Annotated in this window: 23 protein-coding genes; 7 read left to right on the top strand and 16 right to left on the bottom strand. The window is 65.7% G+C overall.

Going from position 1 to position 20,218, the window contains the following annotated elements; genetic code table 11:
• Nucleotides 1-5 precede the first annotated feature (5 nt).
• Nucleotides 6-692 carry a GAP family protein gene (locus SynWH8101_RS04430; RefSeq protein ID WP_130128729.1) on the top strand — a complete coding sequence of 229 codons (687 nt, stop codon included), beginning with the start codon at nucleotides 6-8 and terminating at the stop codon, nucleotides 690-692.
• On the opposite strand, the gene SynWH8101_RS04425 is transcribed toward SynWH8101_RS04430, so the two are convergent.
• The 4 genes from SynWH8101_RS04425 to folD form a co-directional block, all read right to left on the bottom strand.
• A complete protein-coding gene (locus SynWH8101_RS04425) occupies nucleotides 670-2,148 on the bottom strand; it encodes an AAA family ATPase (protein WP_130128728.1) in 1,479 nt (492 codons plus the stop codon). The two genes, SynWH8101_RS04430 and SynWH8101_RS04425, sit on opposite strands and share 23 nt — an antisense overlap.
• Nucleotides 2,145-2,654: a divergent PAP2 family protein gene (locus tag SynWH8101_RS04420; protein ID WP_130128727.1), complete on the bottom strand. Its 510-nt coding sequence runs from the start codon at nucleotides 2,652-2,654 to the stop codon at nucleotides 2,145-2,147. The genes SynWH8101_RS04425 and SynWH8101_RS04420 overlap by 4 nt, the downstream gene beginning before the upstream one ends.
• Complete coding sequence (gene crtE, locus SynWH8101_RS04415) at nucleotides 2,651-3,598, bottom strand: geranylgeranyl diphosphate synthase CrtE (protein ID WP_130128726.1); 948 nt, start codon at nucleotides 3,596-3,598, stop codon at nucleotides 2,651-2,653. The genes SynWH8101_RS04420 and crtE overlap by 4 nt, the downstream gene beginning before the upstream one ends.
• A 104-nt stretch (nucleotides 3,599-3,702) precedes the next feature.
• Nucleotides 3,703-4,611: a bifunctional methylenetetrahydrofolate dehydrogenase/methenyltetrahydrofolate cyclohydrolase FolD gene (gene folD / locus SynWH8101_RS04410; protein ID WP_130128725.1), complete on the bottom strand. Its 909-nt coding sequence runs from the start codon at nucleotides 4,609-4,611 to the stop codon at nucleotides 3,703-3,705.
• 57 nt (nucleotides 4,612-4,668) lie between these two features.
• On the opposite strand from folD, the gene SynWH8101_RS04405 reads away from it, so the two are divergent.
• Nucleotides 4,669-6,786, top strand: coding sequence for an HDIG domain-containing metalloprotein (locus SynWH8101_RS04405; protein ID WP_174719496.1), 2,118 nt, complete (start codon nucleotides 4,669-4,671; stop codon nucleotides 6,784-6,786).
• Between the two features lie 18 nt (nucleotides 6,787-6,804).
• Here SynWH8101_RS04405 and SynWH8101_RS04400 read toward each other — a convergent pair whose 3' ends face one another.
• The 6 genes from SynWH8101_RS04400 to SynWH8101_RS04375 form a co-directional block, all read right to left on the bottom strand.
• Nucleotides 6,805-7,452, bottom strand: a complete 648-nt coding sequence (locus tag SynWH8101_RS04400; RefSeq protein ID WP_130128724.1) for an RluA family pseudouridine synthase — start codon at nucleotides 7,450-7,452, stop codon at nucleotides 6,805-6,807.
• Nucleotides 7,453-7,457: 5 nt separating this feature from the next.
• On the bottom strand, nucleotides 7,458-7,874 hold the full coding sequence (locus SynWH8101_RS04395) for a hypothetical protein (RefSeq protein WP_165380918.1): 417 nt from the start codon (nucleotides 7,872-7,874) through the stop codon (nucleotides 7,458-7,460).
• A 44-nt stretch (nucleotides 7,875-7,918) separates the two neighbouring features.
• A complete protein-coding gene (locus SynWH8101_RS04390; RefSeq protein ID WP_130128723.1) occupies nucleotides 7,919-8,257 on the bottom strand; it encodes a hypothetical protein in 339 nt (112 codons plus the stop codon).
• Nucleotides 8,258-8,306: 49 nt separating this feature from the next.
• Nucleotides 8,307-8,804 carry a hypothetical protein gene (locus SynWH8101_RS04385; protein ID WP_130128722.1) on the bottom strand — a complete coding sequence of 166 codons (498 nt, stop codon included), beginning with the start codon at nucleotides 8,802-8,804 and terminating at the stop codon, nucleotides 8,307-8,309.
• Between the two features lie 81 nt (nucleotides 8,805-8,885).
• Complete coding sequence (locus tag SynWH8101_RS04380; RefSeq protein WP_130130338.1) at nucleotides 8,886-9,191, bottom strand: MTH1187 family thiamine-binding protein; 306 nt, start codon at nucleotides 9,189-9,191, stop codon at nucleotides 8,886-8,888.
• A 4-nt stretch (nucleotides 9,192-9,195) separates the two neighbouring features.
• The gene (locus tag SynWH8101_RS04375) at nucleotides 9,196-9,453 is read right to left on the bottom strand and encodes a hypothetical protein (RefSeq protein ID WP_130128721.1); all 258 of its coding nucleotides are present in this window, start codon (nucleotides 9,451-9,453) and stop codon (nucleotides 9,196-9,198) included.
• Nucleotides 9,454-9,504: 51 nt separating this feature from the next.
• Between SynWH8101_RS04375 and SynWH8101_RS04370 the strand changes: the two genes are divergently transcribed.
• Together SynWH8101_RS04370 and SynWH8101_RS04365 are read left to right on the top strand one after the other, a co-directional pair.
• The gene (locus SynWH8101_RS04370; protein ID WP_130128720.1) at nucleotides 9,505-9,936 is read left to right on the top strand and encodes a hypothetical protein; all 432 of its coding nucleotides are present in this window, start codon (nucleotides 9,505-9,507) and stop codon (nucleotides 9,934-9,936) included.
• A gap of 115 nt (nucleotides 9,937-10,051) precedes the next feature.
• The gene (locus SynWH8101_RS04365; RefSeq protein ID WP_130128719.1) at nucleotides 10,052-10,279 is read left to right on the top strand and encodes a hypothetical protein; all 228 of its coding nucleotides are present in this window, start codon (nucleotides 10,052-10,054) and stop codon (nucleotides 10,277-10,279) included.
• Between the two features lie 2 nt (nucleotides 10,280-10,281).
• Here SynWH8101_RS04365 and SynWH8101_RS04360 read toward each other — a convergent pair whose 3' ends face one another.
• Together SynWH8101_RS04360 and SynWH8101_RS04355 are read right to left on the bottom strand one after the other, a co-directional pair.
• Entirely contained in the window at nucleotides 10,282-10,563 is a 282-nt protein-coding gene (locus tag SynWH8101_RS04360; RefSeq protein ID WP_007100237.1) for a 2Fe-2S iron-sulfur cluster-binding protein, read from the bottom strand.
• A gap of 401 nt (nucleotides 10,564-10,964) precedes the next feature.
• Nucleotides 10,965-11,210 carry a Nif11 family protein gene (locus SynWH8101_RS04355; RefSeq protein ID WP_130128718.1) on the bottom strand — a complete coding sequence of 82 codons (246 nt, stop codon included), beginning with the start codon at nucleotides 11,208-11,210 and terminating at the stop codon, nucleotides 10,965-10,967.
• 33 nt (nucleotides 11,211-11,243) lie between these two features.
• Here SynWH8101_RS04355 and SynWH8101_RS04350 point away from each other — a divergent pair, with 33 nt between their 5' ends.
• Complete coding sequence (locus tag SynWH8101_RS04350) at nucleotides 11,244-11,777, top strand: hypothetical protein (RefSeq protein ID WP_130128717.1); 534 nt, start codon at nucleotides 11,244-11,246, stop codon at nucleotides 11,775-11,777.
• A gap of 16 nt (nucleotides 11,778-11,793) precedes the next feature.
• On the top strand, nucleotides 11,794-12,168 hold the full coding sequence (locus SynWH8101_RS04345; RefSeq protein ID WP_130128716.1) for a signal protein: 375 nt from the start codon (nucleotides 11,794-11,796) through the stop codon (nucleotides 12,166-12,168).
• Here SynWH8101_RS04345 and SynWH8101_RS04340 read toward each other — a convergent pair.
• Together SynWH8101_RS04340 and SynWH8101_RS04335 are read right to left on the bottom strand one after the other, a co-directional pair.
• On the bottom strand, nucleotides 12,165-13,001 hold the full coding sequence (locus SynWH8101_RS04340; protein ID WP_130128715.1) for a carbohydrate ABC transporter permease: 837 nt from the start codon (nucleotides 12,999-13,001) through the stop codon (nucleotides 12,165-12,167). The genes SynWH8101_RS04345 and SynWH8101_RS04340 overlap by 4 nt on opposite strands.
• 5 nt (nucleotides 13,002-13,006) lie before the next feature.
• On the bottom strand, nucleotides 13,007-14,629 hold the full coding sequence (locus SynWH8101_RS04335; RefSeq protein WP_130128714.1) for a 2-isopropylmalate synthase: 1,623 nt from the start codon (nucleotides 14,627-14,629) through the stop codon (nucleotides 13,007-13,009).
• A 110-nt stretch (nucleotides 14,630-14,739) separates the two neighbouring features.
• Here SynWH8101_RS04335 and SynWH8101_RS04330 point away from each other — a divergent pair, with 110 nt between their 5' ends.
• The gene (locus SynWH8101_RS04330) at nucleotides 14,740-16,308 is read left to right on the top strand and encodes a glycoside hydrolase family 57 protein (protein WP_130128713.1); all 1,569 of its coding nucleotides are present in this window, start codon (nucleotides 14,740-14,742) and stop codon (nucleotides 16,306-16,308) included.
• Here the strand turns inward: SynWH8101_RS04330 and crtL are convergent.
• On the bottom strand, nucleotides 16,275-17,543 hold the full coding sequence (gene crtL / locus SynWH8101_RS04325; protein WP_254428044.1) for a lycopene beta cyclase: 1,269 nt from the start codon (nucleotides 17,541-17,543) through the stop codon (nucleotides 16,275-16,277). The two genes, SynWH8101_RS04330 and crtL, sit on opposite strands and share 34 nt — an antisense overlap.
• Before the next feature lie 5 nt (nucleotides 17,544-17,548).
• Entirely contained in the window at nucleotides 17,549-20,161 is a 2,613-nt protein-coding gene (gene gyrA / locus SynWH8101_RS04320; protein ID WP_130128712.1) for a DNA gyrase subunit A, read from the bottom strand.
• Between the last annotated feature and the right edge of the window lie 57 nt (nucleotides 20,162-20,218).

The following is a 20,218-nucleotide window of genomic DNA, read 5'->3' as shown; positions in this document are numbered from 1 at the left end:
TCTGCATGACTGACACGACGCTCTGGGCCGAACTGCTGGCGTATGGCACCGGCATCGGCCTGTCGCCGATCCATATCGCCGTGCTGCTGCTGCTTCTGCTTGGTCCGCGTCCGATCTGGCGCGGCAGCTGGTTCGTGACGGGCTGGATCGTCACCACCCTGGTCACTGCCATTTTGCTGCTCACCGTGGGACATGTCTTGCTGTTGGACATGAGCCATGGCTCCCATCACCGCACCGGCCTCGACCTGCTGGCGGGGGGCGCGCTGGTGGCGCTGGGCGGTCGTGAACTGTTGCGTTCTTTTGCCGACGGGACAGAGCCCCCGGCCTGGACAACGGGGATCGATCGGTTCGTGGCCATGCCCCTCCCCCTGCTGCTCCTGCTCGGGGCCGTCGGTGAAGTGATCAGCCCCGACGATCTGGTGCTGTTCGCCAAATCCGCCGGGGTGGTGTTGGCGGCGCAGTTGCCCACCTGGCAGGAAGTGGTGGGGCTGGTGGCCTTCACGATCGGCGCCAGCCTGTTCCTGCTCACTCCATTGCTGGCGGTGATCATCGGTCGCGACAGGGTGCTGCCCCTCCTGGAGAAGGGCAAACAGGTGCTCTTCGCCCGCAGCGGCCTCGTGGTGGGGGGCGTGAGCCTCGGGCTCGGGGTCTATCTCGGCTGGCAGGGCATTAGCGGTCTTCATCTGATCTGAGCGCCGCCTGCCAACGCTCCGCAGCGTTGCCGGCGCCAGCGCGTCCCACCATCCAGACCGCCTCCCGAGCACGGCTCACGGCCACATACACGAGCTGGCGACGCAGGGCCAAATCCTGGGGCCAGAACACATCATCGGCAACGAACACCTCACCGAAACTGCTGCCCTGGCTGCGATGCACCGTGAGCACGGCGGCCGGCCCCAGGGAGGCGAAGGCATCGCGCACCAGGAAGAAGCGACGCCAGAGGCCGCGACCGTCCCGCTTGCCAGCCTCCCGGGCCTGCTGACGCAGACGCTGCAAACAAGAATCGAGTTGCTGACGCGGTTCGGAACCTGCGGGAGGCAGCAAGCGCAGGCTTAGCTCCAGTTCACCGCACCGCACCTGGGCCATCTGGGTCTCGATCACTGGCGCCAGCGAGCCATTGGTCTGCAGATCCGCGGCGCTGAGGCCGAAATCCACCAGATCGCAGCGCTCTGGTGTCACGTCTTCCACCACCAGCTCCCGATTCGAGCCCAGCACCAGATCCGGTTCCTCACCGGTTTCACCGCCATCGCGGGAGGCGGGAGCCATCACGGCCGTGCGCGTGATCAGCACCTCGCCGGGCAGCACGGGCATCTGATCGGCGAGTTCCCCATGAATCGCGCGCCTGGCATGGGGCACCAGCTGCTCCAGGCTGCGGTTGGTCCAGCAAAGAATGCGCGCGGCATCCGGGTTGTCGCTGATCGACGCCTGCTTCAACGCCGCCTGGGCTCGCCCCAGCCAGGCCTGACGTTCCAGAGCGGCCACACACCCCTGGGGCGTGCGCAAGGGCTGGAACAGGGGAGGCCGCTCACAGGCGATCCGACCATCGCGCAGGCAACTGGCCAACTGCAGCACCGGCCCCTGATGGCGCACCACCTGCTTGAGGCAGGCGCTGCGGGCCCGCTGCAAGGCAAACACCGGGCTTTCCGCTTCTCCCACGGGAGGGAGCTGGGCCGGGTCGCCAACGAACACCAGGCGCGTGCGGAAAGGATGGGCGCACTGAAGGGCGATAGACAACAGCGAGCTGTCGACCATCGAAGCCTCATCGATGAGCACCAGGCCGAGGTGCTCGAGGGCCATGGCCGTCTGCTCCGTCGATTCACAGAGCTCTCGATCTCCCTGCCGGCGCAACTTCAACCGCAGCAGACGATGAATGGTGGAGGGATACCAGGTGGGTTGCAGGCCCTCAAGGCTCAGGGCCTGGCGCAACACCCCCACCGCTTTGTGCGTCGGGGCGACCACGGTCCAGCACAGCCCGGTGGCCTCCACCTGCCGCAGCAAGCGCATCGACAGAAAGGTCTTACCGCTGCCGGCGTAACCGCTCAGCACAAAGGGCACATCCGCCTGCTCGCCCGTCAACCAGTCGGTGAACGCTGCCAGCGCCCTGTCTTGATCTCCGGTGAGCTCGATTGCGGCCCGGGGGAACTGGCTCACCCCAGGGCCTGGGCGATCTGGGTGCCCAGCTGCCAGGGGGAGCCCACCAGAGCCAGCCCCGGCAGAGCAATCGCCGGGCCGATCAGGCTGCCCACCAACACTTCAAGCCTGGAATGCCCCAGGCTCTCCTTGAGCGGTTTGGCTGGTGGCTCAGGCCAGCTGGTCTCCGGCAGGGCATTGACGCGCGCAGCGGTGGACCCGGCGGCACGGCGGATGCCGCTGGCGTCGTACATCACCACGAAAGCCAGCGTGGCGGCCAGCGCAAACACGGGATCGGCGAAACCGAGCTGCCAGCCCACTCCGGCGGCTGTCCCGGTCACCAGAGCGGAATGGCTTGAAGGCATGCCACCGGTCTCGATCAACACGGCCGGGCGCCAGCGCCGATGCCACGCCAATTCGATGAACAGCTTCGAGAGCTGGGCCAGACCACAGGCGGCCAGGCCCCAAGCGAGCACGGCGTTATCGAGCAGGGCCAGGCTGGCGTCGGGGGATGGGGCCACCGTCATCGATCGCGACCGATCACGTAATCCGCCAGAGCCAGCAGAGGCGAGGCCTTGGCCGGCTCCGTCGGTTTGAACGCCGCGAGCGACGCCTTCGCCTCCTCCACCAGCGCCTTGGCCCGTTGCCGGGATTCCTCCAGGCCGAGCAGCTTCGGGTAGGTGGTTTTGTCGGCGATCAGATCCTTGCCAGCCGTTTTGCCGAGCACATCGCTGCTGGCGGTGACATCAAGAATGTCGTCGACGATCTGAAAGGCCAGGCCGATGCCACGGGCATAGGTGCGCAGGGAGTCGATCCGGGTGGCATCAGCTCCGGCGATCAGGGCGCCGGTGATCACACAGGCGCGCAGCAGGGCCCCGGTCTTGTGGAGATGGATGTATTCCAGGGTCTCGAGGTCGACCTGCTTGCCCTCGCACTCCAGATCCACCACCTGGCCCCCGACCAGGCCGGGCGCACCGGACACAAGGGAGAGCTCAGCCACGACCTTCAACAGCCGCTCGGCTGGCACCCCAGGGCTGCGCAGCGCCACCATTTCAAAGGCCCTGGTGAGCAGGGCATCACCGGCGAGAATCGCCACCGCCTCGCCATACACCTTGTGGTTGGTGGGGCGACCACGTCGCAAGTCGTCATCGTCCATGGCGGGCAGATCGTCATGGATCAGCGACATCGTGTGGATCATCTCCAGCGCCACCGCCGTCGGCATGGCCAGAGCCGGATCACCACCGGCCAGCTCGCAAGCCGCGAGGCAGAGAATCGGCCGCAGACGCTTGCCACCCGCCAGCAGGGAATAGCGCATCGCCTCACGCAGCGATTCCGGCTCTTCCGGCGGCAAAGAGGCCTCCAGAGCCGTCTCCACCTCGGCTTTTCGTGCCGCCAGGTAGGCGTTGAAGTCGAAGCCCTGAGCCGCTCCCGCCGGCGGAGCACTGTCGGAACTGGTCGCCGCGGCGGTCATGGAGCATCGATCGCTGGCGGGATTCTCTCAGGCCGCAGGCGTCTGCCAGGGCCCAGCGACACAGAACGCGAGCCTGCCGCTATCTGCCGCTGGAACCGCCCCGGTTACACCACCAGATCATCAAGGCCATGGTCGACGCCATGGCGACGCGACCAGGCCACCACCGTGTTGACCAACAACATGGTGACGGTCATCGGCCCGACCCCGCCGGGAACGGGCGAGAGCGCCCCAGCCACGGTCTCCAGCTCTTCGGCGCGCACATCGCCGCAAAGCTTGGCCTTCGTGCCCTCCGGCGACCCTTCAGGCGGCGGCAACCGATGAATGCCCACATCCACCAACGCAGCACCCGGAGCGACATGATCGGCACCGATCATCCTTGGTTGGCCGGCGGCGACCACCAACACCTCCGCCTGCCGCGTCACAGCAGCGAGGTCGCGGGTGCGGGAGTGGGCCACGGTGACGGTGGCATTGGCCGCCTGAAGCATCAGGGCCATGGGCTGCCCCACCAGGATGCTGCGCCCCACCACCACAGCCCGGCGGCCCTCGAGAGGGATGTGATGGCTGCGAAGCAGGGCCATCACCCCGGCGGGGGTGCAACTGCGCGGCCCCGGCTCACCCTTGAGGAGCCGGCCGAGGTTGAGGGTGTGCAAACCATCGGCGTCCTTGTCGGGGTCAATCGCGGCGATCAGCGGACGCTCCTCCAGGCCCGGGGGCAGGGGCAGCTGGAGCAGGATGCCATCAACGCGTTCATCACGGTTGAGCGCCTCGATCGTGGCCAGTACCTCCGCCTGGCTGGTGTCGGCCGGGAGATGGGAACCGAAACTGGCGATGCCGATCCGGGCGCAGGCTTTTTCTTTATTGGCCACATACACCCCGCTGGCCGGGTCATCGCCGACCCGAAGCACGGCCAGGCCCGGGGGGCGACCGGCCCGCTCGCTGTGTTGACGCACCACCTGCAGCAGTCGCTGCTCGATTGAGGCGGCCAGCGTTCGACCATCCAGCTTCAGGGCCATCACCACGTTGGAACCTGAACCCAGCATGCCCGGCCAGGAGAGCTAGCGTTTCCAAGAATGCCCGCTGCTGTGTTTCGGTTCGATCGCCTCAGTCGGCTCTGGCGGAGCTGGTTGCGCAGCGAGTCGCCGCGCCGCCCTGTGCTGCGATGGCGGCGTCTTCAGAAAAGCGGGCTACTGCTGAGTTGCCTGCTCGTGGCGTTGGTCTCGAGCTGGCCCTGGCTGGTGGAGCCCAACCTGCGCCCCGGGTTGCCAGCGCCCTTCGATGCCGTGGCCCCGAAGGATGCCCGGGTGGTCGACAGCGAGGCTCTGGAGCAACGACGCTCCAGCCTGGTGCCACGCACCTTCGTGCAGGTGCTGGATCTGGAGGAAACCAAACGGCTGCGCCAGCGGCTCGAACGCCAGCTCGCCGAACTGGAGCGGGTGGCCCGCAGCGATGACGCCGAACGGATCGGTCCGGTCAATCTGAACGACACGGAGCAGCAATGGCTCACCGCCCGCAGCCAGCTCGAGCGCAAGCGCTGGGACATGGCGCTGCGGCGGGCCGCCAACCGCATGCTCAGCCAGGGGATCGTCAACACCCTGGCGATCGAACAGCTCCGGCAGGCGGCCTCGCTCCAGCTCGCTGACCTCGGGCCTGCGGAAACCCCACAACGCACCCTGGGCAGCAAATTGCTCGCCAGCAGCTTCCAAGGCGCCAGCAACCTGCGCACCGACCCTGGCCGCAGCCAACGTCTGATCGAAGAACTGATCACCAAACAGGGGATCCCCACAATCGAGGTGAACCGCGGTGACCTGATCACCCGCAAAGGGGAACCGATCAGTCCCCAGGCCTACGACGTGCTCGATTACTTCGGATTGGTGAGCCGCAGTCCGCGTCTGGGCACCTGGTTGGCCCGCTTCACGGAGGCCCTGGCGGGCTGCGGCGTTCTGCTGCTGATCATGCGGCGCGAGCGCCCCTGCCTGGAGGCCTCCCACGGCCTGCTGGCCCTGGCCCTCCTGTTGATCACCCAGGGCTGCAAGCTCTGGTTCGGGGCTGCCGTGAGCCCGCTGGCGGTGGTGGTGCCACCCACGTTGCTGCTGGCCCAGGGATTGGGCACCACCTGCGGCCTGGCCTGGATGGCGATCGCGAGCCTGATCTGGCCCTTGCCGGTGAATGGCTTGGGGGAGGGGCGATTGATGATCGCCGCGGCGATCGCGGCGGTGGCGGCCCTGCAGGCGGGCCGGCTGCGCAGTCGCGCCCAGCTGTTGCAGCTAGCAGTACTGCTCCCCCTCGCCGCCCTGGCGATCGAATGGCTGCTGCTGCGCAGTCAGATCAATGCCGGCGCAAGCGCCTGGACCCGGCTGGCCCCCAATGCGGGAGAACTGGCCTCCGAAGCCCTGCTGATGGGGATTCTGCTGATGGGCACGATCCTGATGATCCCCTTGCTGGAAAGCTCCTTCGGGCTGCTCACCCGCGCCCGCCTGATGGAACTGGCCGACCAGGAGCGGCCCCTGCTGCGACGGCTGTCCTCGGAGGCACCCGGCACGTTTGAACACACTCTGATGATCTGCAGCCTGGCGGAAGAAGGAGCCCGCGCGATCGGGGCCGACGTGGATCTGATTCGCACCGGGGCGCTTTATCACGACGTGGGCAAATTGCATGCACCGGAGTGGTTCATCGAGAACCAGACCCAACCGGACAACAATCCCCACGACCGGCTGAACGATCCCTTTGCCAGCGCTGGTGTGCTGCAGGCGCATGTGGATGAAGGCCTGCGCCTTGCCCGCCGCTATCGCCTGCCCCGCGCCGTCGCCGATTTCATCCCCGAACACCAGGGAACCCTGAAGATGGGCTACTTCCTACATCGGGCCCGGCAAAACGATCCCAACGTGGCTGAACAACGGTTCCGCTACCGCGGCCCCACCCCCCGCTCAAGGGAAACGGGCATTCTGATGCTGGCCGATGGCTGCGAAGCAGCCCTGCGCTCCCTCCCCCCCGACACCAGCGACGCCCAGGCGCGCGACACGGTGCGCCGAATCGTGGAATCGCGCCTGCGCGATGGCCAGTTGCGGCTGAGCAGCCTCAGTCGGGCCGAAGTGGAGTTGTTGGTGCGGGCATTTGTGCGGGTCTGGCGCCGCATGCGCCACCGCCGCATCCCCTATCCGATTCCCGCCTACAAGGGCTATCCCGCCTGAGGGGGCCCGACTTGTGCATCAGTCGGGCGGGCATGGGAACGGCACGGCTGAACGCACCCGCAGACGTTGACCGGTAAAGGGATGGCGGAAGGCCAATGCTGCGGCATGCAGATGGAGCCGTTGCGCCGCAGTCAGGGCTGCGCTGTCAGCGCCATAGATCGGATCCCCCAGGATCGGCAGACCAAAGCTGGCGCAATGGGCGCGCAACTGATGGGAACGACCGGTGCGGGGCCGCAGCCATAGACGGCTGCAGGACCCGCAGGCCTCGGCCAAACGCCAGCAGGTGAGGCTGGCGCGCCCCTGGGGATGGGGGCCATAGCGAGGTGGTGAGCGCTCCAAACGGGCCAGAGGCCAGCTGAGTCGGCCGGAAACGCCGGCAGGTCGCCCCAACACATCGGCGACATAGAGCTTCTGCACCAGCCGATGCTCAAACAGCTGGCTCAACGAGCGCAAGGCCTGAGGCGAGCGGGCCAGGAGCAACAACCCTGACGTGTCCCGATCCAGCCGATGCACCAGCCGCAGCTCGGGCTGATCCCGTTGCAGACGACCGATCAAGGCGTCGGCCTGGCCAGGGCCCAGACCGGGCTGGCAGAGCCAACCGGCGGGCTTGTTCACGATGCAGAGCCAGGGATCGGCATGAACGCACTCGATCCCTGCCAGGGACAAAGCATTCAGAGCAGGCTGCCGCGCAGAAACTGTCGATGCTCGGGACGGCACCAATACAGGAGCGCCAGCAGGTTGACCAGCGCCAAGAGCAACGACAAGCCTCCCAGGGGAAGGGCTTCGGGATCCGCTCCCACGGAGATCAGGGCCAGGCGCACGATCCCGTAGGGGAGGGAGGCGGCCAGAGCCATGGAAAGGGCAACGATGGCCACGATCACCCCCCAGCGACGGCGCGCCAGCAACCCCGCACTGGCAACGATCCCCACGATCGCCGCAGGCCAGGCCAGGCTGAAGGCCACGCTGATGTTGGCGGCCCGCAGGGCGGTGGAGGTGAAAGCAAACCAGCCGATCAGGGGCAGGGCGAGCACATTGCCCACCAACCCGCACCAGGTCATCAGCCAGAAGCCGCGAACTGCGGAAGCCATCGAAGCCGACCTTTCAAAAACCTCCACACCGTACGCACAGCCGCTCAGGGATCGCCAGCACCGTTCCCATCTGCAATGTCGTCGTCGTCAGCCACCTCCAGCACGGTCTCGAGCGTCGCCAACAAGAGGGCAATCGCCTCCTGCCGCTGCAGCGGCGCCCGACTCACCCGCTCCAACCAGCCGTGGCAGAGCGCTTCGATCTCCTGAAACAGAGGCCCGGCGGCCTGCAGGGCCTCCATCACCCGGGCCGAGCCTTCGGCATCGAGTTCCACCCCTTCCACCACCACATAGCGACGTCCGTCCTCGCCGATGTAGGTGAGCCGCCCCTCCGCATCGAGGGTGGGGCCTGTGAGCGGGGTGACCGGATGGTCGCTGTCATCCATCGCTCCCCTCCCGATCACGGGCACCTCCGGGCTGCACCTGCTCCATGGGTTAGCGCCGGATCAGGCGTTCGGCACAGAAGCGCCGAAAGAGGGCCTCCACCTCAGCCGCTGGCAGGCCCTGCACCAGACGGGCCTCCAGCTCCTCCCGTTGCTGGCTGGGGTGATAGAGCCGCAGCTCCCGCAGAGCCTGGGAGGATTGCTTGCGGATCGTCTCCCGGGCCTCACCAAGCTGCTCCACCGCCAGCAATGGCCCGTTGTGACAGTGCTGCATCACATGGGCCGATTCATGGGCGAGCACGGTCCAGATCTGCACCGGATCATTGGCCAGGTTGTTGGCGCAGAGCAGAAGAGCATTACGGCCCTCATGAAAGGCCCCCATCAGCGCTGGCGGGCAATCGTTCGCCACCAGGGTCTGGGTGCCCGCCTGTCGGATCAGCTCGGCATAACGACCGATGCGATCCCAGCTTTCAGCAGCCACGGGGGGCGCCAAGCCTGGCAAGACCGCCCCAGCCGCCGCACACCAGAGCAAAGCCCACCAGCGCCCCATCACAACCTCTCAATCCTGGTCTTAGTAGACCCACGCCGGGAGTGAGGTGGTGCGTTTGCTCCGAAGTTCTACCGATTAGCCCTAACGCTGGCCCCGACTGGCTTCCACGCTGGGCACCTTCTCGCGGAACGATTGCTCACGATCTGCGCGGGTGTTCACCTTGAGCGTGGTGTAGATCCGCGGCGCACCGAGCCGATGCACGGCGTCATGACAGTCCCGCACGCAGGCGAACACCGCCTCCCACTCACCCTCGATCGCTGTGCCGTTCGGACCGAGTTCATGGTCGAGGCCGGCCGCCTCGATCACCTCCTGACAGGCGGCCACATAGGGCGCCAACGACACGCCAACACCCAGGGGCACCACACAGAGATCCACGCTCACCTGCACGTCATCAGCGCCACGCTGATTCATGTCTAGCGCTTCTCAGGCAGCTCAGCGGGTAGTCCACGGTGCGCCAGACCCCGGCCCGGGTCTGCACCTCCACCGCAATCCCCCGCTCCGCCAGCCCCGACAGCCGCCCCTGGCCGGCGCACCAGCTCTGCGCGGCCAACTCAGCCGCTTCCAGGGAGTCGTAGGGGGCATCCAAGACCGGATGGGGAGCTCCATCGAGGGACGCGAGCCGATAAACGGAGCGTCCTGGATCCTCCATTGGTCCACCCTGGGAACTGTCACCATCATCCCACGCCCCTCACCCCTTGTCATGAGCAGCCGCTCCCTTCAGGCCGCCTTCGAGCGGCTGATGCACACGGCACCCTCCCCCCTGTTTCAGCGAGCCCGCAGCCTCTACCTCAACAAATACGACCTGGACGGACGCGACAGCCCCTCTCCGCTTCGACTGTTCGTGCTGAACGAAGACGTGAACGAGCGCATCGAACCCCGGACTGAGGCAACGGAAGGGGACCGCATGGCCATCCTCACGATCCGCGCCACCCGGCTCGCCCTCGTGCACTGGCAGCAACCCCACGCGGCGACCGCCACAGAAGCTGCGGCCTATTTCGCTGCCCAATGGGACCTGGAGCTGCCTCCCCTGACGCCGCAGGCCGAGCCCTGGTTCCGCAATGGTGGCCACCAGAGCTGGCTGGAGGCGCCGCAGGACCTTTGCTGGAGCCGCCGCTCACCACTGCCTGGCTGAGCAGGTCAGCCCGGGGGGAGCAGCCCTTGAGGTGCGCAGGAAAACATTCGCGGGCAGAAAAATGGAGGAATTACGAAGACAGCCGAACGCCTGCAGCGGCACCGCTAGGCATGGGATGAGTCTCATCGAGAACGGCATGACGGCCACCCATCTTGAGCGTTATGTGCTCCGCAGCCCCAAAGCCGGCACCTACTTCCGCGTCAATGAAAAGGACCAACGGATTGAAAACGTCACCTCGCCCGATTCAGCCTGGGCCTTCCATAGCCACGAGGGGGCTGTCACCCATGCCCGCTGGATGGGGCAGGTCATGGATGAAACCCCCGATGTCGTGATGCTGCGCTGAGATCAGAGCTCGTCTTCGACGTCGGTTTTCACACTGCAATCGCTCAGGGGATAGCTCACACAGAGGAGGGCATATCCCTTGGCGATCTGATCATCATCCAGAAAGCTCTGATCGGATTGATCCACACTGCCGCTGAGGATCTTGCCGGCACAGGTGCTGCAGGCGCCTGCGCGGCAGGAATAAGGAAGATCGATGCCCTGCTCTTCAGCTGCATCGAGGATGTATTGGTCATCGGCGCAACTGAAGCTGGAGCCACCGTCGATGGAGATGGTGAACGAAGCCATGACGAACCGGAGAGGTCACCGTAGTCCTAGGTAGCGGCAGCGAAGCGGTGACCATCGGTCAGCGAGTGCTGACAGGCTCAACACGAGCCGATCAACTGGGCTGATGCCTGGTCAGCGCTGACCGATCAGATCATCCCAAGACAGAAAAGAGTCCTGATCAACAGGATCGGCGGGATCGCGGTGGCAGATCAGGGTGAAGTTGTCATCTTCACGGAACCATTCAACGGTTGCCCGCACTGCCTGCTCCGCAGGAGCCCAATCTTTCCAGAACGTCACGTCTCATCCTTCGCAATCCCGACCAAGATTCGGCGGGACGTGCATCAGCGTGCCGTGTCGAGCGACACCGTCTCACGTCATCAAGACCACCCCAAGTGATCACCCCCTGGAGCGTGGCCCGACGGTCACCCCTGAATGAAATGGCGTAAGCGCCGGGCCTCCTGTGCGACACGTTCTTGCAACTGTTGCGGCGCCATCGCCGCGTCTGCGCGCTCCTGAGCCGCGAGCACATCCGCCTCCGTCACCGCCAGGCCCCTAGCCGCCGCCAGAGCGATCAACTGGTCCATCGCCAGAGGTTCGGCCATCACCTGCGCCAATTCCGGGTCCTGGCCGCGCAGCTCGAGCAACCGATCCAGATCCGCCAAGGCCATGGTTTGTCCTCACCCACGTTCATGGTCTAGGGCATGGGCCATCCCAACGGTGCACTGCTAGAGAGCAAGCAGTTGATTGCTGGAGCGATGATCCGCCGCACTCCCCATCAGGTCAGCGGTTTCGGGGCAGCGATGGCCCTCGCCGTCGTCGTCGGTCTTGCCCCCGCTGCGAAGGCAGCCTGCACCTTCCTGCCACCGGTGGGGGGGAACGGCAGTAGCAACATCGTGACCAAACGGGTGGGCAAGCCGAAGCTGATCGGCCGCACCAACTGGAACACCGACTTCGCGGTGAACGGCCCCTACCGCAGCTACAAGCTCTTCTTCACCGCTGACTCCACCGCCAGTGGCACCTATCCGGTGGAGGCCTTTCTCAAATTCACCGACGGCAGCAATCTGCGCGTTGTGCAGGAATCAATGACGCCGCCGATCGGCAAAGGGCGCATGTTCGGCCCGTTCACCGCTCCCCAGGGCAAGACCGTGAGCCAAATCAACTTCAAGATTGGCACCGGTAGCGATCCCAATTCCACCGGTTTCAGCTACCGCATCTCCGTACAAGGCTGCAACTGAAGCAGGCTCAGCTGACATGCCTGGACCCCGCTGGAGTCTTCTTCCCGCCGCTCTCACTGCCCTGCTGACGGTGTTGTTTGTTGTGCTCTGGCAGGCGCTGGGGCAGCAGAGCAGCGCCCTGCGCCGCCTCAGGGAACGGGTCGAGGCGATCGAGCAGCGAGAACAGGTGAACAACCGTCAGCTGTTGGAGGAGCAGATGGGCAACCTGAGGCAACGGCAACAGGCGCTGGACACGCAATTCAGCGATCTGCTGCAAGCACTGGAAACGGAACAGGCGGCAGCCCGAGAACGGGAACGGCAGCAGGCGAAACGCCAGGCCGAGCTCAACCGCCAACCCTTCCTGCTGCCACCCCAACCCCCTGCTGGCAGTGGTCCGCCAAGCCAGGATTAACCCTTCACCGCATCGCTGCTGGCACTTGGAAGGATGTAGCGCTGCAGCAACACAAACAGCACAAGCACCGGCAAAATCGATACCACCGAGCCGGCAGCGACGATGCGCCAGTCGAGCGAAAAACTGCTCGCCAGCTGCTGCAGTCCAAGGGGAAGGGTATAGAGCTGGGGGTCATCCAGGATCACCAGCGGCCAAAGGAAATCACTCCAGGTGCCGATGAACACAAACATCGCCAGGGTGATCAGATCAGCCCGAGCCGCGGGGATCATCACGTTCCACCACTCACCAAGTTTGCTGCACCCATCGATGCGAGCCGCCTCCTCCAGCTCCACGGGCACGGCGAGAAAACTCTGACGCAGCAGGTAGAGGCCAAACGCGGTGGCGGCCTGGGGGATCACCAGGGCCAGCAAGGTGTTCCGCAGGCCGAGCTGCACCATCAACAAATAGAGGGGAATCATCACCACCTGAAAGGGAATCAGGATGGTGGCGACCACCAGGGCTAGCACCAAGCCACGGCCTGCAAAGCGCATGCGCGCCAGGGGGTAGGCGGCCAGGGAGCAAAACAGCAAATTGGCCACCACCGCCAACACGCTGACGATCGTGCTGTTGATCAGATAGAGCCCCAGTGGGTTGTCGCGGAAGAGGCGGCTATAGGCCTCAAGGCTCGGTGCTGAAGGCAACAGCGCCGGGGGACTGGTGAAGATGTCTTCCGAAGGACCTTTGAGGGAGGTGCTCACCAACCAGAGCAGGGGCACCAGCACCACAAGCGCCAACAGAATCAGCACCAACAGCTGCAGGACCGGAGCGAAACGGGCGCGCACGCGGGTGGTCATGGTGTTCAGAGACTCGGGCGGGTCTCCAGGACCGCATGATCGCGCTGGGGATGAATGGCGGAGCGGGACGCACCAGCCACCAGGCGGTTGAGGGCATTGACGAACGCCTGAGCCGCCGCCACCACCACATCGGTGTCGGCGGAGTGCCCCGAGAACAGCTGCCCTTCACGCCGGAGCCGAATCGTGACCTCCCCCATGGCGTCGATGCCCTCAGTGACCGATTTCACCGAGAACTCCACCAGCTCGTTGGGCTCCTCCGCCAGGGCGTTGAGCGCCCGACACACCGCATCGACTGGCCCGGTGCCGATCGCGGCCGTGGTCTGCTCCCGTCCCTCTTCGTTGGCCAGGGTGACGGTGGCCGTGGGCCGCAGGCTGCTGCCACAACTCACCTGCACCAACTTGAGCTGGTAGCGGGCCTCGGGCTGCTGCACCTGCTCGCTCACGATCGCTTCCAGATCGCGATCGGTGATCTCACGCTTGCGATCGGCCAGATCCTTGAAGCGAGCAAAGGCCTCATCGAGATCCTCACGGCTGAGGTCGTAGCCCAGCTCCTCCAGGCGAGCGCGCACGGCACTGCGACCACTCAACTTGCCCAGAGAGATGCGGTTATCGCTCAGGCCGACGGTGCGGGCATCGACAATTTCATAGGTGAGGCGGTTCTTGAGCACGCCGTCCTGGTGAATGCCCGACTCGTGGGCGAAGGCGTTGGCACCCACGATCGCCTTATTGGGTTGCACCACCATGCCGGTGAGATTCGACACCAAGCGGGAGGTCTTGGTGATCTCCTCGGTGCGAACGGCCGTGAGCGGCGTGGGGGACTCCTCGTCGCGACCAAAGAAAGGATTGAAGTAGCGGCGGCGCACATGCAGCGCCATCACCAACTCCTCCAGGGCCGCATTACCGGCCCGTTCGCCGATGCCATTGATGGTGCACTCGAGTTGACGGGCGCCGTTCTTGACCGCCTCAAGGAAATTGGCCACGGCCAGACCCAGATCGTTGTGGCCATGCACCGACAGGACCGCCTCCTGGATGTTGGGCACGTGCTGATCGATGCCGGCGATCAGGGCACCGAACTCCGCCGGGGTGGTGTAACCGACGGTGTCGGGAATATTGATCGTGCCCGCACCAGCCGCGATCGCTGCCTCGATCACCTCGTAGAGAAACTCCGGATCACTGCGGCCGGCGTCCTCACAGGAAAACTCGACGTCATCGACCAGGGAGCGGGCATACGCCACCATCTCGGGAACGATTGCCAGCACCTCCTTGCGGCTCTTGCGCAGTTTGTGCTCGAGATGAATGTCGCTGGTGGCGATGAAGGTGTGGATGCGGCGGCGCGGGGCTGGAGCCACCGCATCGGCACAGGCCTTGATATCGCCACGGGAGGCGCGGGCGAGACCGCAGATGATTGGCCCCTGCGCACCACCCACCTGTTGGGCGATGCGCTGCACCGCCTCGAAATCGCCGGCACTGGCAAAGGGAAATCCGGCTTCGATGATGTCGACACCGAGCCGGGCCAGCTGCTGCGCGATGGCCAGCTTCTCCTCGAGGTTGAGGCTGGCGCCAGGCGACTGTTCACCATCCCGCAGGGTGGTGTCGAAGATCAGAACGCGGCCGGGGTCCTTGGCCATGGCAGCAGCCTCGACGGTTGTTAGTCGGAATGACTATGAGTTAGCCCACTCTAGGTGACCAGCCTGAGCAGGAGGTGCCAGTAGATTCAATGCCCCGGTATGGATGGATCGTGGCCGAAGGATCCCTGGCCCTGGTTCTCCACGCCCACCTGCCCTACGTGCGCGCCACGGAGCCCGACTCGCTGGAGGAGGACTGGTTCTTTCAGGCGCTGATCGAGTGCTATTTGCCCCTACTGGAGGTGCTCGAACAGGCTGCTGCTGCAGCGGATCAGCAGCCCCGACTCACCATGGGGCTCTCGCCCACCCTGCTCTCGCTGCTGGCCGATTCCACCCTGCGCAAGCGCTTCCCGGGCTGGATCGCCATCCGCCTGCAGTTGCTCGAGAAAGCCCCGGACGACCAGCGCGAGGCCGCTGAACACCTGGCCGCCGGCTTCCAACGCCATCTCGAGAGCTGGAACGCCTGCGACGGCGACCTGATCCGCCGCTTCGCCGCCCTGCAGCAGCAAGGGGTGCTCGACCTGCTCACCTGCGGGGCCACCCACGGCTACCTGCCACTGCTGCGCGAACACCCGGAGGCCGTTCGGGCCCAGCTGCGCACGGCGGTGCGCGAACACCACCGCCTGATCGGGGAACGCCCCCTGGGCATCTGGCTGCCGGAATGCGCCTACTACGAAGGCCTGGATCACTGGATGCGCGATGCGGGGCTGCGCTACGCCGTGCTCGATGGCCATGGCCTGCTCCATGCCACACCGCGTCCGCGCTACGGGGTCTACGCCCCGATCGTGAGCCGCCAGGGTGTGGCCTTCTTCGGGCGCGACAGCGACGCCACCCTGCCGGTGTGGTCGGCCCGGGACGGCTATCCCGGCGATCCCGCCTACCGCGAATTTCATCGCGATCTCGGCTGGGATCTCCCCCAGGACGACCTGACCAGCCTCGGATTGCCCGGCCAGCGCCCCCTCGGCCTCAAACTCCACCGCGTCAGCGACCTCAACGCCCCCCTCGATCAGAAACTGCCCTACGAGCCGCAGGCCGCGAACCAGCGCTGCCAGGTGCACGCTCGCGATTATCTGCAGGGTCGTCGAACCCAGCTGGAGCGCCTCCAGGCCGGCATGGCCATACCGCCCCTGCTGGTGGCGCCCTTCGATGCGGAGCTCTTCGGCCACTGGTGGTTTGAGGGGCCCCGTTTTCTTGCCGAGCTGTTTCGCCAAGCGGCCAGGGAGGACGTGCGCTTCACCACCCTGCGCGGGGTGCTGGCGGATCAGCCCCAGCTCCAGCTCTGTGAACCCTGCCCGTCGAGCTGGGGGCAGGGGGGCTTCCATGACTACTGGCTCAACGACAGCAACGCCTGGATCGTGCCGGAATGGAGCCGGGCCGGACGCGCAATGGTGGAGCGTTGCAGCCGCGGCGTGGCCAGCGAAGCGGACCTGCGCTTGCTGCACCAGGCGGGCCGGGAGCTGCTGCTGGCCCAGTCCTCCGACTGGAGCTTCATCCTGCGGGCCGGCACCACCACCGAACTCGCCAGAGAGAGGATCGAACGCCACCTCGAACGCTTCTGGCGCCTGATGGCCGCCATCGATCGGCGCGACGACTTACCGGAGCACTGGCTGGAGCACGTGGAAGAGGAGGATGCCCTCTTCCCCCTGATTCAACCGGCTGACTGGCGAAAGCTGGGTGCTTGAGCGGTCCCGGCCCCCAGCACCAGGCCGCGCCGCAGCTCCCAGGGCGCAAGGGCAAACAGCTTGAGCATCACGGCCATCAGCCGCGGCAAGGGCAGGGTGTTGGTGAGGAAGCCAAACCAATCCTCCGTGGGCAAGGCAAAGAAAGTGGCGAAGTGACGGCGCAGCAAACCCTCAGGGAAGCCCATCAACCGCTCCAAACCGAACTGATAGAGGCGATGACGCCAGACCAGTTCGGCAGGCCAGAGCGCCTGCCAGCCGCGCTGTGCCAAAGCGGCTGACCCCAGGCCTGGATTCGCCAGCGCCGCCGCCAGGGCTTGAGCGAGATCGGGTCCGCGTCGCAGTAACGCCCCCAGCATGTAGCCCGAGGCGGGATGCACCATGCTCGCCGCCCCACCGAAGGCCAGCAGCGGCTGACTGCGATCGGGAAGCGGAAGATTCATCGGAAACAGGCAGAACTCCTCATGCAGCACCTCGGTGATGGCCACACCGCGCTGATCGAGCCGTTGCTGCAGCCGTTGCTTGAGCACGTCGTAAGGAACCCCCGGCGCCAGGGCGAGGGAGGTCTCCTCCACAAAGAACACCCCATCGCCCAGATCCATCGCATAGAGAAAGGTGGGCGGTTCGCGGCGCTGCGCTGCGCTGAGGTGATCGCAGCGGTAGTCCATCAGCACAAACCTGCCCGCTTCGATGGGGTTGCTGGAGAACCGGCCCACCACGCCATAGGCCGCTTGCCCCGCCACCGGGCCCTGATCCGGCCTCTGGATGTGCGGCGTGCGCGCGCCGGAGGCGTCGATCACCAGCCGGGCCGTGAGCGATTGGCCCGAGGCGCAACGCACTGTGGTGGTTGCAGGCCCAGCCAACACCCGTTCAGCACGGTCCTGATGCCAGGTCACCCCCACCGCCCGATCCAGCCAGTGGCGCTGCAGAGCGGCCCGATCCAAGAGGCCGTAGTCGAGGCGATGGGGTGTGCTCTGGTTCTGGGCCGGGGATCCACCCGCACCGAAATAACTGACCGTGTCACTCCATCGGTGCCCGAGCAGAGACTCCAGACCCAGGGGCTTGAGCTCATCAGCCCAGATGCCATAGGTGTTGGGCCAGGGAGCCTCGACGGGGTCCGGGGCGAGACCAGCCACCACAACGCCCCGTTGCGTCAATTCTGAGGCGATGCAGAGGGCGGCAGGACCGCCCCCCAGCACCAGCACATCCACACAGCCGGAAGCAACCTGGCCAGTCACCAAGGTCAGCTGTCCTGCGGCTCGTCAGACTCCGCGGCATCGGACTCCGAGTCGTCGGACTCCGCCTCAGGCGGCACCAAGACCACCTCCGAGAGGCGATCGCCCTTGTCGAGTCGCTGCAGGCGCACACCGGTGGCGGCGCGCGACTGCTGCGGAATCGCATCGGCACTGGTGCGCACGATCACGCCCTTCTCGCTCACCAGCAGCACTTCCTCGCCCGCACCAAGCACGCGCAATCCCACCAGAACATCGCTGTCGGTGCGGAACTTGATCGCCCGCAGCCCCATCCCAGCCCGCTTCTGCAGGCGGAACTGGGTTACCGGCACCCGCTTGCCCAGGCCGGAAGCCGAGGCCACCAGCACCCAGGGGCCCTCGGAGGCCGTGGGTCCGTCCTCCGCATCCGCCTCACCGCCGTCGTCGGAACTCTGGGCCACCCGATCGGCGAGCTCCACGGGCAACACATCCATGCTCACCAGCGCATCGCCCTCGCGCAGATTCATCGAGCGCACACCGCGAGCCGTCCGCCCAAGCGGACGCAACTCATCATCGCTGAGACGGAAGTGAATGGTCATGCCCGCCCGCGATCCAATCAGCACGCTGTCGCCGGGCACCGCCAGCCGCACCCAGGTGAGGGCATCACCGTCCTCAAGCCCGATCGCAATCAAGCCGTTGGAGCGGATGTTGCTGAACGCCGACAGGCGCGTGCGCTTGATGTAGCCCCCTTGGGTGAGCATCAACAGATCGGTGTCGTCGTTGAATTCCGACACCGCCAGCAGCGAGGTGATCAACTCTTCGCGTGGAATCGGCAGCAGCTGCACCACCGGCGTGCCCTTAGCGGTCCGGCTGCATTGGGGCACCCGGTAGGCCGGCAGGGCATAGGCCACGCCCCGGTCGCTGAACAACAGCAGCGTGTCGTGATCGTTGCAGCCGATGAACAACTTCACGGCCTCCTCACCCTGACTGCGGGTGCCGGCCCTGCCGCGGGTGCCGCGACTGGTGGCCTCAAACTCGCTCACCGGCATCCGTTTGAGATACCCGGTTTCGGTGAGCAACACCACCGAGCGCTCGTTCGCGATCAGATCGATATCGTCCAGCCCGCCGGCAAGGTCGAGGATTTCCGTCCGCCGCTCGATCGGATAGCGATCGCGCAATTGAGTGAGCTCCTCCTGGATGAGCCCGAACACCCGCTCCCGCCGGCCGAGAATGTCTTTGTAGTCGGCGATCTTGGTAACGAGATCTTCGTGTTCGAGGCGAATCTTGTCGGCCTCCAGAGCCGTGAGCCGTCGCAACTGCATCTGCAGGATGGCATCGGCCTGAATCTCGCTGAGGCCATGGCGCTCCTGCAGCTGCTGGCGGGCCGTTGCGGTGTCGGGGGCTGCCCGGATCAGGGCAATGATCGGATCGAGCTGATCAAGGGCGAGCAGCAAGCCCAGAAGAATGTGGTCGCGTTCTTCGGCCTTGCGCAGCAGGTAGCGGGTGCGCCGCTCGATCGTCTCGACCCGGAACTCGAGGAACACCTCGAGCATCTTGCGCAGGGTGAGCAGGATCGGCTCGCCATTCACCAGCGCCAGCATGTGGGCGCTGAAGTTGCTCTGCAGAGGCGTGAGCTTGAACAGGTTGTTCAGCACCACCTGGGGGTAGGCGTCCCGACGCAGCTCCACCACGATGCGCATGCCATCGCGATCGCTCTCATCGCGGATGTCGGAGATGCCTTCGAGTTTCTTGTCGTTGACCATCTCGGCGATGCGCTCGATCAGCGCCGCCTTGTTCGTCTGATACGGCAACTCGGTGATGATCACCGCATCGCGATCAGGACGCCCCGGGGCCTCGATCGTCTCGATCGCCGCCACCCCCCGCATCGTCACCGAGCCACGGCCCGTGAGGTAGGTCTCCTTGATGCCGCTGCGCCCGAGGATCTGACCGCCGGTGGGAAAGTCGGGCCCCGGAATGATGCGCATCAGGGCGTTGTCATCGAGCTCCGGGTTCTCGATCAGGGCCAGCAACCCATTGATCAACTCGCCCAGGTTGTGCGGCGGGATGTTGGTGGCCATGCCCACGGCGATGCCGGCAGAGCCATTGAGCAACAGCTGGGGGATCCGGGCGGGCAACACGGTCGGCTCCTGCTGGGAACCGTCGAAGTTGTCGGCGAAATCAACCGTTTCCGCCTCGATGTCTTCCAGCAGGCTGTCGGTGGTAAGAGCCTGCAGGCGCGATTCGGTGTATCGCATCGCCGCCGGCGGATCGTTGTCGACCGAGCCGAAATTGCCGTGCCCATCGATCAAGGGCATCGACATCGAGAAGCTCTGGGCCATGCGCACCAGAGCGTCGTAGACAGCGGTGTCGCCATGGGGGTGGTACTTACCCAACACCTCACCCACCACACGGGCGCATTTGCGGTAAGGCCGGTCGCTGGTGAGCCCCAGCTCATACATGGCATAAAGGATGCGCCGATGCACCGGCTTGAGGCCATCGCGGGCGTCGGGCAGAGCCCGCCCAACGATCACGCTCATCGCGTACTCCAAGTAGGAGCGCGACATCTCATTGCGTAGATCGGTCTGAATGATCCGGTCGTCGGACTCGCCGGGACCGCCGCTGCCGGGCCCCACTGGATCCGCCATAAAAGACCTGATTGCCGCTACTCAGTTTATCGCGACCGGCACAGTCCCGCAGGGGCC

Source organism: Synechococcus sp. WH 8101 (assembly GCF_004209775.1).
In the GTDB taxonomy this organism is placed as follows: Bacteria; Cyanobacteriota; Cyanobacteriia; order PCC-6307; family Cyanobiaceae; genus Synechococcus_C.
Note: the sequence above shows the minus strand (reverse complement) of the source record. Positions and strands in the feature narration are given on the sequence as shown.